At 67.6% G+C, this 12413-nt stretch carries 13 protein-coding genes; 6 read left to right on the forward strand and 7 right to left on the reverse strand.

What is annotated here, in order from left to right; genetic code table 11:
• Positions 1 to 104 precede the first annotated feature (104 nt).
• Positions 105 to 668: a hypothetical protein gene (locus GBZ26_RS00445; RefSeq protein ID WP_246653885.1), complete on the reverse strand. Its 564-nt coding sequence runs from the start codon at positions 666 to 668 to the stop codon at positions 105 to 107.
• Between the two features lie 594 nt (positions 669 to 1262).
• Here GBZ26_RS00445 and GBZ26_RS00450 point away from each other — a divergent pair.
• Entirely contained in the window at positions 1263 to 2057 is a 795-nt protein-coding gene (locus GBZ26_RS00450) for a response regulator (protein WP_174437097.1), read from the forward strand.
• Between the two features lie 31 nt (positions 2058 to 2088).
• Here the strand turns inward: GBZ26_RS00450 and purU are convergent, their stop codons facing one another.
• On the reverse strand, positions 2089 to 2955 hold the full coding sequence (gene purU, locus GBZ26_RS00455; protein WP_174437098.1) for a formyltetrahydrofolate deformylase: 867 nt from the start codon (positions 2953 to 2955) through the stop codon (positions 2089 to 2091).
• A 168-nt stretch (positions 2956 to 3123) separates the two neighbouring features.
• Here purU and GBZ26_RS00460 point away from each other — a divergent pair, with 168 nt between their 5' ends.
• The gene (locus GBZ26_RS00460) at positions 3124 to 3510 is read left to right on the forward strand and encodes a hypothetical protein (RefSeq protein WP_051658221.1); all 387 of its coding nucleotides are present in this window, start codon (positions 3124 to 3126) and stop codon (positions 3508 to 3510) included.
• A gap of 46 nt (positions 3511 to 3556) precedes the next feature.
• Here GBZ26_RS00460 and GBZ26_RS00465 read toward each other — a convergent pair whose 3' ends face one another.
• The 4 genes from GBZ26_RS00465 to GBZ26_RS00480 form a co-directional block, all read right to left on the reverse strand.
• Positions 3557 to 4078 (reverse strand): hypothetical protein, encoded by a 522-nt coding sequence (locus GBZ26_RS00465; protein ID WP_174437099.1) that lies wholly within the window; start codon positions 4076 to 4078, stop codon positions 3557 to 3559.
• Positions 4075 to 4686 (reverse strand): hypothetical protein, encoded by a 612-nt coding sequence (locus GBZ26_RS00470; protein WP_174437100.1) that lies wholly within the window; start codon positions 4684 to 4686, stop codon positions 4075 to 4077. Before GBZ26_RS00470 ends, GBZ26_RS00465 begins: the two co-directional genes overlap by 4 nt.
• Positions 4673 to 5416 carry a MotA/TolQ/ExbB proton channel family protein gene (locus GBZ26_RS30040; RefSeq protein ID WP_246653884.1) on the reverse strand — a complete coding sequence of 248 codons (744 nt, stop codon included), beginning with the start codon at positions 5414 to 5416 and terminating at the stop codon, positions 4673 to 4675. Before GBZ26_RS30040 ends, GBZ26_RS00470 begins: the two co-directional genes overlap by 14 nt.
• A 429-nt stretch (positions 5417 to 5845) precedes the next feature.
• The gene (locus tag GBZ26_RS00480; RefSeq protein ID WP_158282581.1) at positions 5846 to 5998 is read right to left on the reverse strand and encodes a hypothetical protein; all 153 of its coding nucleotides are present in this window, start codon (positions 5996 to 5998) and stop codon (positions 5846 to 5848) included.
• A gap of 307 nt (positions 5999 to 6305) precedes the next feature.
• On the opposite strand from GBZ26_RS00480, the gene GBZ26_RS00485 reads away from it, so the two are divergent.
• The 3 genes from GBZ26_RS00485 (at position 6306) to GBZ26_RS00495 (ending at position 9259) form a co-directional block, all read left to right on the forward strand.
• Positions 6306 to 7103, forward strand: a complete 798-nt coding sequence (locus tag GBZ26_RS00485) for an N-acetylmuramoyl-L-alanine amidase family protein (protein ID WP_174437101.1) — start codon at positions 6306 to 6308, stop codon at positions 7101 to 7103.
• 201 nt (positions 7104 to 7304) lie between these two features.
• The gene (locus GBZ26_RS00490; RefSeq protein ID WP_244948007.1) at positions 7305 to 7853 is read left to right on the forward strand and encodes a BON domain-containing protein; all 549 of its coding nucleotides are present in this window, start codon (positions 7305 to 7307) and stop codon (positions 7851 to 7853) included.
• 23 nt (positions 7854 to 7876) lie between these two features.
• Positions 7877 to 9259 carry a hypothetical protein gene (locus GBZ26_RS00495; protein ID WP_174437103.1) on the forward strand — a complete coding sequence of 461 codons (1383 nt, stop codon included), beginning with the start codon at positions 7877 to 7879 and terminating at the stop codon, positions 9257 to 9259.
• A 7-nt stretch (positions 9260 to 9266) separates the two neighbouring features.
• On the opposite strand, the gene GBZ26_RS30565 is transcribed toward GBZ26_RS00495, so the two are convergent.
• On the reverse strand, positions 9267 to 10556 hold the full coding sequence (locus GBZ26_RS30565; protein WP_174437104.1) for a methyltransferase: 1290 nt from the start codon (positions 10554 to 10556) through the stop codon (positions 9267 to 9269).
• 139 nt (positions 10557 to 10695) lie between these two features.
• Here GBZ26_RS30565 and GBZ26_RS00505 point away from each other — a divergent pair.
• Positions 10696 to 12413, forward strand: a 1718-nt coding sequence (locus GBZ26_RS00505; RefSeq protein WP_174437105.1) for a tetratricopeptide repeat protein, incomplete at its 3' end; no start/stop codon positions are given.

Below are 12413 nucleotides of genomic sequence, written 5' to 3' on the forward strand. Positions count from 1 at the left end.
GTTGGACGCTCGGCCTTTGAGCCATGCAAGGAAAGAATGCTTGGTGCACAAGCAATAATCATCTGCGCAGGGATCGGGCGCTTTCGTCCCGTGCGCGACGCGGCCTACTCCGCGCTCAGATACAGGTCGATCTCGGCCTGCTCCATGACGTGGGCGGTGCCGTGGATGATGCCGTTGGCGACCTGGATGATTCGGTGGATCATCGCGACGGAGGTCTGGCAGTCCAGCCGCAGCTTGTCGCTCGCCCCGTCCTGGATGTCGATGGACACGCGCTCCAGCGTGTGGCGGACCACCTGATGCGCCTGGGCGATGGTGTCCTCGAACGGCCTCTTGAACTTGGCGGGGACGTGGCCGTACGCCTCGATGGCCAGATCCTTGTCCGAAAAACCGCTGTCGCGGAAATGCTCCTGGTAGCTCTTGGGCTGCCAGATCAGGCATTCCTCCAGCATGTCCGGCATGTCGGGAATCATCTCGATCAGCATCACGATTTCGTTGAAGTGATTGAGATAATCGGTCGCCAGCAGGGTCTTGTCGGAAATGTTGGTGCCGACCACCCGCTGCCGCCACGCATGGAAGTCCGCCAGTTCGTCCGGCGCCATGCCATCGGTCACCGGCGGATCGGAATCGGGCCGATCGGAGTCTGCCGGGTCGAAATCTGGTTCGGTCATACGCGACTCTGGCATGCGCGGCCCTGGCATACGCGGCCCTGGCATACGCGGTTCGACAGGCTCGGGTCTGGCGAGGGGGTGCCGGACGGTTTCCAAGCCGTTCCGCCACCGGTGCGCGACGCCGGGGACAGTCAGTAATATCGCACTCATCCCGGCGCAAGCCCACCAGCGCGCTTTTTTTCGATGCCGTGCAAAAAAACGCCGCCGGCGCGTCCCCGCTGGGACAGGCGCTGCGGCGGCAGTGACTGGCGGTTCAGGGAGGAATCACACCATTGGCGAACCCAACAACCGTCCTTTGCCAATTGTTCCACGTCCCTCGCAAGTGCAGCGAGCAGAACGGGGGCGGTCCGCCCGAAAAGCCCTTGAGCCCAAGCGGACGAGGTATGACGCCACCCGTCCGGCGATAAGATTTAATCCGATCAAGCTATCCCGAATAACCCTTTCGTCGTCACTCCCGATACGGCGCGAACTGCGCCATATGAACTTAACTTTGTAAGCGATCGGACGGGAACATTCGGCAAAGTCCGGGAAACGCGGCAGGCAAGCCAGCGCCCTTCGGCGGTCCGCACTGGCTGGAGGTACGGGGAAAACGTCATGGATCAGAACACCCGCCACCTGATGGAACATCTGCCTTATCTACGACGCTATGCGCGGGCCTTGACCGGCACGTCGACGCAGGGGGATGCCCTGGTGACGCGCACTCTGGAATGGTACCTGGACGGGCCGGGAGGGTCGGCGGCGGTGGACCTGTCGCGCGGCTCCCTCTACCGGTATCTGAATCAATTGCAGGACAGCTCCGGTGCCCGCGCCGGTGCCTCGGGCGCCCATCCGGTCGAAGCTGCGCTGCACAGCCTGGACGAGATGGATCGCCGCCTCTACCTGCTCGTCAATCTGGAGGATCTGCCGGTCGCCGACGCGGCCACCGTGCTGGGGATCGCCCCGGAGGACGCGGTGGAGCGGCTGAACTTCGCCCGCGAGCGGGTGCGGACAAAGCTGACGGCGACGATCCTGATCGTCGAGGACGACGCCATCATCGCCTTCGATCTGGCGGAGACCGTGCGCGGCATGGGCCATACCGTCTGCGGCAACGCCGCCACCATGGACGAGGCGCTGACGCTGGCCTCCCGCCATGCGCCGACGCTGGCGCTGATGGACATCCGTCTGGCCGAGGGCGACAACGGAATCGAGGTGGCGCGGGAACTCCGCCGCCAACGCTTCCTGCCGGTGATCTTCGTCACCGCCTTCCCCAACGAGCTGGCCAAGCAGGGACTGGAGCATCTGGGCCCGGTGATCCCCAAGCCCTTCACCCGCGAGCAGATCGAACAGGCGATCACCCGCGCCGTCTTCACCCCCCACCCCGAGGAAGCCTCGCTCGCCATGAAGCATTGAGGTTCCGCGGACGGCTGGGAGGCAACAACCGTTACTTGAAGACGACGGTGCGTCCGCCGTTCAGCAGGACGCGGTGTTCGACGTGATAGCGGACCGCCCGAGCCAGCACGATGTTCTCGATGTCGCGCCCGATGGCCACCAGGTCGTCGGGCGTCATCGTGTGGTCGACGCGCTCCGCCTCCTGTTCGATGATCGGCCCCTCGTCCAGGTTCGAGGTGACGTAGTGGGCGGTGGCGCCGATCAGCTTCACGCCGCGGGCGTGCGCCTGGTGGTACGGCTTGGCGCCCTTGAAGCTGGGCAGGAAGGAATGGTGGATGTTGATGACCCGCCCGGCCATCCGTTCGCACAGGGCCGGGGACAGCACCTGCATGTAGCGGGCGAGCACGACCAGATCGATCTTTTCCTGTTCCGCGATCTCCAGCAGCCGGGCCTCCTGCTGGGCCTTGCTGTCGTTGGTCACCGGCAGGTAATGGAAGGGAATGTTGTGCCACGCCGCGAGCTGGTAGAAGTCACGGTGGTTGGAGACGATCGCCGGGATCTCGATCGGCAGATAGCCGGTGCGATAACGGTACAGCAGGTCGTTCAGGCAGTGCCCGAACTTCGACACCATGATCAGCACCCTTTGGCGCCGCCCGGCGTCGTGCAGCTTCCAGGTCATGCCGAAGCGTTCGGCAACCTGCTCGGCGAAGGCCGCCTGCAACTCCTCCTGCGATGGACCCGCAGCGGCGGCCGAGAAATGAATGCGCAGGAAGAACAGATTGGTCCCGCGGTCGCCGAACTGCGCGCTGTCGATGATGTTGCACGACCGCTCGGCCAGGAATCCCGATACGGCGTAGACGATGCCCACGGCATCGGGGCACGAGACGGTGAGGATGTATTCAGAAGCGGTGCCGGACATGCGCGCCTACCGTTGCGACCTGGATTCAAGGGCGAATTCCCTAGCACGATCATCCGCGGGATGCATCGTGCAATGTCGGAATACCGGAACGCCCTTCCGGCAGCATTTGGTAAGGATTCCCATGCGACAATGCACCGTTTCGGCATTGTGCCGATGCGGAGGCGAGCCATGGGCATGGGCGGCAAGATCATCGGCGAATACGCCAAGGGCAAGGTTGACAAGCTGCTGACTCCGGAAGCGGCGGAAAGCACGTCGCGGCACCGGATCATGCACTTCCTGGAGAACATGGAGGCGGCGGTGCTGGAGGCGAACTGCGAGGTGATGGGGCGCGAGCTGCCCAACCTCGACCAGACCTCCTTCCTGCGCATGGCCGTTCGGGTGGCGGAGCTGCGGGCCGACTATCTGCGCGCCGGGCTTAAGGTGGCGGATCACCGGCACCCCAACGCCGCCGCCATCGAGGAACTGGCCCGCGTCCGCCGCGCCTACGAGGAGATGCAGGCGGTCTTCGAGGCTGCGGAACGGGTGATCGAGCGGGGATACGTGAAGCTGGGATGAGAAGCCCCGTCCCCAGCAGCTTCACGATCCGGTCGCGACCAGCGCGTCAGGCGTCCATGCCGGGGTGGCGGTAGACCATCGGCCCTGGCGCGCCCTCCTCGCCGTTCTTCTCGGGAAGCTGGGGCTGCGGCAGGGCGTAGAATTTCGGCTTGTCGGGATCCAGCGTATTTTCGAAGGGCAGCGTCATGGCCATGCCGGACCGGTTCCTTTCCGCCTCGCGCATGGCCTGCTGGAGCTGTTCGGCCAGCTTCTGGTCCCAGGCCAGCTTGTAGTAGCGCGGCTCGGCCCCGCCCTCCAGCTGGAGCCACAGGTAGATCCCCTGCCCCTCCTTGATCTGGGCGCCCAGAATGGTGGCCTGGGCGGTGGCGCTCTGCGCCCATTCCATGCGGACCGGCTTCGGCTTGCTCAGCAGATCGGCCATGCCGACATAGGCGACGGGCATGAAGCCGATGGAGACGGCGACCGCCGACACCTTCACCCACAGCCGGCGCGGCGCCCAGATGGCGATGGTGGCGAGCGTGGCGGCCAGCGCGACCGCGGCGACCTGGAAGTCGAGCAGTTGGGTCATGATTTCCTCCCGCTGCGCAGGGGCTTGTAAAGGCTGTGCACGCTGTCGCCGACCAATTCGCCGGACTCCGTCAGCTTGAAGCGGAAGACGGTCAGTTCCTGACCCTCCCGGTCCAGCTGGACGGTGGTGGCGAGGAGCTGGCGGGCGTTGTCGCCATCCGGCCGCTTGGCGCTGACCACCACGGTGACCGGGACCGGGAAGACCGTCGCCTTGTTGCGGTAAAGGTGCAGGTTCACGGCGTATTCGCCGGGCGGGATGCCGCGGCTGTAGCTGGCCTCGTAGTTCAGCTTCGTCGGGTCGGCGTTCCGGCCGAGATCGTCGCGCAGCAGGTTGAAGATCACGCCGGACTTGTTGGAATAGCCGACCGGCACGTCGCCCGGCGCTTCCACCCACAGATCGACGTCGGCGTCCAACTCGTCCGGCCAGCGGGCTTCGACCATGACGTTGCCGGGGGCGGCGACACCCACCGTGTCGGCCTGCTTGGCCTCCGGCCGGATGTGGGGAAGCAGCAGGATGACCACCGCCACGAAGCCGCAGAGCGCCAGCGTGATGACGTCGCGGAAGACGGTGCCGGCGTCGTCCTCCTCGAACTGGTCAAGGGCCTGCATGGCGTTCCCCCACGGCGACGATTTCGGTGATCAGGTTCACCGTGGCGCCGGACAGCAGGCCGATGTTGACGTTCAGCCAGATGTTCAGGACGCCGCCGACCAGCGTGGTGTAGAGCGCGACCGCCATGCCCTCGATCAGCTTCGACACCATCGGGCCGATGGCGGCGACGTCGCCGGCCTTCTCCGGGTCGACGCCCGACAGGGCCATGATGAAGCCGATGACCGTGCCGATCAGCCCGAGGATCACCAGCGTCGAAGAAACCTGCCGCACCGTGCCGATGCGCGCCGACAGCTTGAATTTCAGGGTGGATGCGGCGATCGACCGCGCGCCGGAATCCCGCCCGCGCACCTCCGCCAAGTAGCGCGCGGCGCGCGACGGGACGGAGGGGTCGAACTCCTTGGCGCGGTTCAGTTCGCGGCTGGTGCGCAGGATGCGCTGCGCCGACAGCCCCAGCCCGGCCAGGAAGACCAGGAAGATCAGCAGGCACAGATGCGTGCTGTCGGTGGCGACGATGGGATCGATCAGCCCTTCCGCCCAGGCGGCGGCGAGAAGGGTGAAGCCGGCGGCGTTGACGACCGCGAAGCGCAGAAGCAGCAGGTAGCGTTGCGACACCAGCGACAGGCCGGCGGTCAACTGGCCGCCACGACGGCGGCGCACGGTGGGCACGAGGGAATGTACGGGAACGTTCTGAGCGTCTTCGGCCATGGCGTCCGAAACAGCGTCCGACATCGGGCAGCCCTCCATCCAGGGAGCAGGGAGCGTTCGGGCCGACACTCCGCAACCGGCGTGCCAGCGATACGTCGTCGGTCCCACCCAACCCCGCAGCCCGCCGTCCCGGTCCGTTCATGTGCTTGGCCGGATGGGATGAATCGCCCCTGTGACAAACAGGCTACCCCGAAAGTCTGCCCTCCGCCCGTGGACTCACCATTGCTTTGGGTCAACGCATTCCACGATCCTGCGAGGCGCGATGATTAATTTCTGCACAAAGCCCAGAACACGCCCCTCTCACTGCACATGAAATAAGCAAAATTATGCTGCAATGCAGCACGACAATGGTGCATCTCCACAAGCGACGAAACGCGCGCACGAATACAAAAAGCCCCTTCCCCGCCATTGCGGGAAAGGGGCTTGCGGACAGAACCGTTCGTATTCAGTCAATCAAACGTCGCGGTAATGCTCAAGTTCGCGGCGCAGGTCGGTGACCTCGCGCTGCAACGCAACCACCCGGCCGACGTCGGGAGCCGTGCGGCGCTCTTCCTTTTCGAGTTCGTCTTCGACCTCGCGCTGCTCCTGCCGGATGATGTTGAACAAGGCTTTCCTCAACATCGCCACCTCCCGAGCTTATTTCTAAAATTTTAGCGCTTTCGGCCATCATCATCAAGGAATTCTTGGAAAGAGTCGAATCTTCATAGGGTGGCGACGCCCTCCATGACGGCGTGGCCGCGACAATTGGCGGTGCTAACCCGGCCGGCCTTGACAACCCTTTTGCGCGTCCCCATTGGTTAACGCTCACACCTTGGGCTCAACCTCAGGCCTGTTCGGGCCGGACGCCGCCTTTCCGATCGCGCTCAGGACTTTTGGTTTCGGCGGCCCCAACTCCTTGCGGAATCAGGGGCGAATGGAACGCAGACGTCTTCTCCAGCTGGCGCTGACCCTCCCCCTCGCCGGGGCCGGCGCCTTGCTGCTCCCGCACGCCGCGGGCGCCCAGACCAAGGCCCGCCCGGCGGCGCGGCCGCGCATGGTGGTGCTCGACCCGGGCCACGGCGGCATCGACCCGGGGGCCATCGGCGCGCGCGGCACCCGGGAAAAGGACATCACCCTGCACATCGCGCAGGAGGTCGGGCGCATCCTGTCGCGCCAGCACAAGCTGGGGGTGACCCTGACCCGCGACGGCGACCGCTTCCTGGCGCTGGGCGAGCGGGTGGACGCCGCGCGCGGGGCGCGGGCCGACCTGTTCGTGTCCATCCACGCCGACAGCGCGCCCAACCGCGAGGCCCGCGGCCTGTCCGCCTACACCCTGTCCGAGAAAAGCTCCGACTCCTTCGCGGCGGCGCTGGCGCACAAGGAGAACGCGGTGGACCGGCTGGGCGGCGTCGACGTGAAGGACGCCAAGAAGGCGGTGAAGGAAATCCTGCTCGACCTGACGGCGCGCCACACCAAGCACGCGGCACTGGTGGCCCGGCACGCGATCGTGAAGGGGGCGGGAAAGGACATGCTGCTGCTGGACAACCCGATGCGCTCGGCCAACTTCGCGGTGCTCAAGGCGCCGGACATTCCATCCGTCCTGCTGGAGACCGGCTTCCTGTCGAATCCGAAGGACGAGGCGATCCTGCGCGACTCAAAGGCGCGGCAGAAGATCGCCCGCGTTCTCGCGCGCGAAATCGCCGGGCTGGTGACGCGCGCGCCCTTCGCCTAGCCCGGATTCCTTCGCGCTCGCAGCGAGTGAAACATTCGTGCATCACCCTGGGACAAAACCACGATGAAGCCTGACACCCCCAAGATTCCCCATTGCCAACGCACCTGCGGCATGACTTTTTCCGCCCGCCCGTTCTTTCGGCGGGCCGGGGATCGGAGGCAGAGCGTGTCGGGGTTTGGCCGCCTTTGGGCGCTGGTCGGGATGGCCGCTGTCGCGGGTCTTGCGTCTGGCTGCGCGCCCGTCGTGCTGGGCGCCGCCGGGGGCACCGCCGTGGTCGCGGCCAGCGAGCATCGGGGCCTGTCCGGCTTCGCCTCGGACACCGAGATCAAGGCCCGCATCAACCATCTGTGGTTCCAGCATTCGCTTGACATGCACAGCCGCATCGGCCTGACCGTCGATCAGGGCCGCGTGCTGCTGACCGGCCGAGCCACCGACGCCCAGATGCGCCTCGACGCCGTGCGCCTGTGCTGGCAGGTGGAAGGGGTCAAGGAAGTCATCAACGAGATCCAGGTGGACACCGACTCGGGCATCATGGACAGCGCCCGCGACACCTGGATCACCACGCAGCTGCGCACCAAGCTGACCTTCGATTCACAAATTCATAGCCAGAATTTCAGCATCGATACCGTCAACGGCGTCGTCTATCTCATGGGTCTGGCCACCCACCAGGGCGAGCTTGACCGCGTGATCGAGCACGCCCGCACGCTGCCGAACGTCCAGCGTGTCGTCAATTACGCCCGCGTCCTCTAGCGCACCAGGGTTTCCGCACCGCCATGGCCATCCTGCCCGCCCTCGCCCGCCGTCTTGCCGCCTCCGCCGCCATGAGCCTGCTCGTGGCGCTGGCGGCGTTCACCGTGGCGGCGGGAGGCGCCGGCACCCCGGCGGCGGCGCAGCAGCCGCAACCCGACCAGGGTCCGGCCAACCGCTTGTTCGTCCAGGCGATGCAGATGATCCGGCAGGCGGACAGCACCTACGACATCGCCGAGGAGAGCCGCTTCCTGAAGGAGGCGGATCGGCTTCTCAATGAAATCGTCGTCAAGTATCCGGACAGCGCGCTGGCCGTCCAACTCGTCACCAACCAGTTCGTCGGCGACTTCGACTTCTTCGAGTTCCGCTCGCGCATGCGCTCGCTGGTGTGCAACGAGCCGATGACCTCGCTGTGCTTCCTGCACCGGGTGGCGGAGATGCTGCCTCCGGTGGAGACGCCGATCACCGCCGCCCGCTGGGACTGGCTGTCGCTGGCCGTCGCCTACAACACCATCGGCGACACCGCGCGGGCCAAGGAGATCATTGCCCCCTTCGTCAGCGCGGTGCGGCGTGGCGCGGCGTCCGACGGGGCCGGCCAGGATCTGTTCGTCGCCCGCGCGCTCGCCCTGATGGGGCAGAACCAGCTCGCGCTCGACATCACCCGGCAGATCCCGGAATGCTCGACGCGCATCTACAACCTCGCCGACATCGCCAAGGCGGCAGCGTGGCGCGGTGACATGGGGCTGGCCGGGCAGCTCGCCGAGGAGGCCAAGGCCTACGCCACCGCCCGCAACTGCAGCTGGGAGCTGGGGCTGGTCGCCCAGACTCTGCTGCGCGCCGGCAAGGAGGGGGCAGCCCGCACCCTGTTCCTGAACACGGTGGAGACGCAGTTCTCCAAGTTCCGCGAGACAAAGACCGACTGCTGCCCGCCGGAGCTGGCGGTCGCCGCGTCGGAGCTGGGCGACACCAATCTGGCGCTGGGCCTGCTGCGCACCGTGCAGGACGAGAATCCCTGGACGATCCCGGCGGTGCTGGGCCGCATCGCCCGCCGTTCCGACGCCTCGGTGGCGCTGTCCTACGCCGAGCAGGTGCAGGACCTCGACATCCGCGGCGAGGCCCTGGCCGAGCTGATCGAGGCGGCGCTGAAGCGCGGTGACCCGACCAGCGCCAACGAGCTGATGAAGCGGCTGAACCGTCTGGTGGACGATTCCGCCGGCCGCCGGCCCGGCCTGCTCGCCCAGAAGGCCAAGGCGGAAAAGGTGATGTACGGCGACGACCGCTGGCGCAAGAGCTTCCAGGGCTCGCTCAACGCCGCGGACCGGGCGAGCAACTTCGTCCGCCGCGACATCGGCGCTCCGCTGCTCGCCGCCCTGGTGCGGATCGAGACCGGCCTGCCGATGCTCGACTGAGGCCTCGTCAGGGCCGCGTCGCCAGCACCACCAGCCCGCCCACCGGCGCGCCGCTCTCATGGCGCAGGGTGTCCGGGGCGAGGCGCAGGAGGGACAGCCCCGCCATGGCAAGGCCATCCCGCACATGGCTCTCGGTGTGGGCGTAGCGGCCATGCGGATTGACCCGCCAGGGCGCACCGCCCTCCTCCAGCCGCTCCACCGTGAAGGCCAGCCGCCCGCCGGGACGCAACGCCGCGGCAGCCTGCGCCATCACACCGTTCAACGCCCCGAAGTAGCACAGCACGTCGGCCGCCACGATCAGGTCGAACGCTGCCGGGCGTTCCCCCAGGAAGGCACTGAGTTCCGCCTCCTCCAGCGCGTCGTAAACGCCGCGGGCGGCGGCGCGCTCCAGCATGCCCGGCGACAGGTCCACTCCGACCAGACGCCGCGCCGGGCCGCGCAGGAAGGGGCCGCACAGGCCGGTGCCACAACCGGCATCCAGCACGTCCAGGCTTGAGTCCTGCATGGCTTCCGTCTCGGTCAACGCCTCCGCAAGCAGCGTCGGCGCGCGGTAGTCCAACTCGCCGAGCAGCTTGTCGTCGAACTCCCCGGCGAACAGGTCGAACACCTGCCGCACATAGGCGTCGGACGCCCGTTCGCCGGCATCCAGCCCGGCGATGGCCGCGCCGATGTGGCGGGCCACCGGATGGTCTGGATGGTCGCGCAGCCACAGCCGGGCAAACCATGCCGCTTCCTCGTGCCGCCCGTCCTCGTGAAGCAGGTAGAGGGCACCGGACAGGTTGTCGTGCGCTTCGTCCCAGCCGGGCCGCAGGGCCAGCGCGCGGCGGTAGGCGGTGGCGGACTCGGCCAGCCGGTCGCCGTCGCGCAGCAGGTTGGCGAAGTTGTTGAAGGCTTCCGCATAGGTTGGTTCCTCGACCAGCGCCCGCCGGAAATGCCGCTCCGCCGGCACAGCATCGCCCGCCGCCTTCAGGGCCGAGGCCAGATTGTAGTGGACCAGCGGGTGGTCTAGGCCACAGGCCAGCGCCTCGCGGTAGGCCGCCACCGCCTCTTCCGCACGGTCCAGGGCGCGCAGGACATTGCCGAGGTTGTTGTGCGCCTCCGCGAAGCGCGGGTTCAGTCCCAGAGTGCGGCGGTAGGCGGCCTCCGCCTCCGCGGCCAGCCCGTCCGCGGCCAGGGCGTTGGCCTTGGTGTAGAGGCGCATGGCCTGAGCGGCCAAGCCGCCCAGCCGCCCCACGCCACGGGCGAGCAGGCTCGGACGCGGCGACGGAGAACGGGGCGGATCGCTCGGCTCTGACACGGAACAACTCCTGAATGGGGCATGGGCTAACAGCATCTTTACCGGGAACGGGGGAACATGGCACTCCCTTCCGGCAACAGACCGGCGCAAGCCCCTGCGACACAGGTCCCGGATCGGGCAGACGGAAAAGGCGAACCTCATGAACCAGTCCCCCGACCAGGATTCGCCGACGACACCCGACGACCTCGCCGCCCGGCTCGGCCGCGCCGTCGCCCACCATCGGGCGGGGCGGCTGGCCGATGCGGAGCGCGACTACCGCACCGTGCTCGCGGCCCACCCGAGCCACTCCGATGCGCTGCACCTGCTGGGTGTGCTGGCGCTCCAGGCCGGGCATCCCGGCCCCGCCGTGGAGCTGATCGAAGAGGCCATCCGGCAAGCCGGCGGCGTCGCCGACTACCACGACAATCTGGGAAGCGCACTCGCCGCTCTGGACCGTCACGCCGAGGCGGCGGACGCACACCGCATGGCCGTCGCGCTGAACCCGCTGGCGGCCCGGCCGCGCCACAATCTGGGCAACGCCTTCCAGGCGCAGGCGCTGCCGGGTCTGGCGGCGCTGGCCTTCACCGCGGCGGTGGAGCTTGAGCCGGGTTACGCCAAGGCTTGGTACAATCTCGGCAACGCATTGCGCGACCAGAACCGCCGTGCCGACGCCCTGCGCGCCTTCGCCCGCGCCGCGGTGCTGGCCCCCGCTATGGTCGAGGCCCACACCAATCTCAGCGACGCGCTGAGCGCCGCCGGGCGGTTGGACGAGGCGCTGACCCAAGCCCGTGCCGCACTGCGGCTGCGTCCCGACGACGCGAAGGTCCACCACAATCTGGGCACGGCCCTGCAACGCAAGGGCTCCTATGAGGGCGCGGAGATCGCCTACCGCGAGGCGCTGAAACGCGCCCCCGACAACCCGGTGACGCTGAACGAACTGGGCAGCGTTCTTCTGAAGCTGGGGCGCCCCGCGCAGGCCGAACAGTGCTTCCGCAGGGTGCTCAGCCGGAACCCGCACGCCGTCGAAGCCATCCACAACCTCGGCAACGCGCTGCGGGCGCAGGGCCAGTTCACCAAGGCGGAAGCCTGCTACGAAGAGGCTCTGGCCCACGATCCGGACCTTGCCAGCGCCAGCGACAACCTCGCCGTCATCGCCCTCCTGCACGGACGGCTGGAGCGCGGCTGGGAGGGCTACGAACGGCGCTTCGCCGCCGGCCGGGTTCTTCCCGACCGGCGGATCGATGCGCCGCGGTGGCGGGGCGAGGGGTTGCGCCGGCGCCGCCTGCTGGTCTGGCGGGAGCAGGGGGTGGGCGACGAAATCCTGTTCGCCTCCTGCTACGGCGACGTGATCGCCTGGGGCGGCGGGCCGGTGACCATCGAGACCGACCCGCGGCTGGTCAGCCTGTTCGCCCGGTCCTTCCCGCGCGCGACGGTGCGGGCGGAGACGCTGGACTCCGAAGGGCGGGAGACGGTGGTTCCCCCCGATTTCGACCTTCAGGTTCCGGCGGGCAGCCTGCCCGGCCTGCTGCGGGGAACGCTCGCCTCCTTCGACCAGTTCACCCCCTGGCTGAAGCCCGATCCGGCCCGAACCGCGCTGTGGCGGGACCGGCTGGATGCGCTGGGGCCGGGCCTGAAGGTCGGGATCGGATGGCGCAGCCAACTGGCCACGCCCGAGCACAAGGGCGCCTACACCACGCTGGACCAATGGGGCCCCCTGTTCGCGCTGCCGGGAGTGGTGTTCGTCAACCTGCAATACGGGGATTGCGCCGAGGAAATTGCCGCGGCGGAGGCGCGCTTCGGCGTGACCATCCACCGCTGGGACGATCTGGACCTGAAGGACGATTTCGAGGCCGCAGCGGCGGTGACCGCCAATCTGGA

This window comes from Azospirillum formosense (genome assembly GCF_013340925.1).
In the GTDB taxonomy this organism is placed as follows: domain Bacteria; phylum Pseudomonadota; class Alphaproteobacteria; order Azospirillales; family Azospirillaceae; genus Azospirillum; species Azospirillum formosense.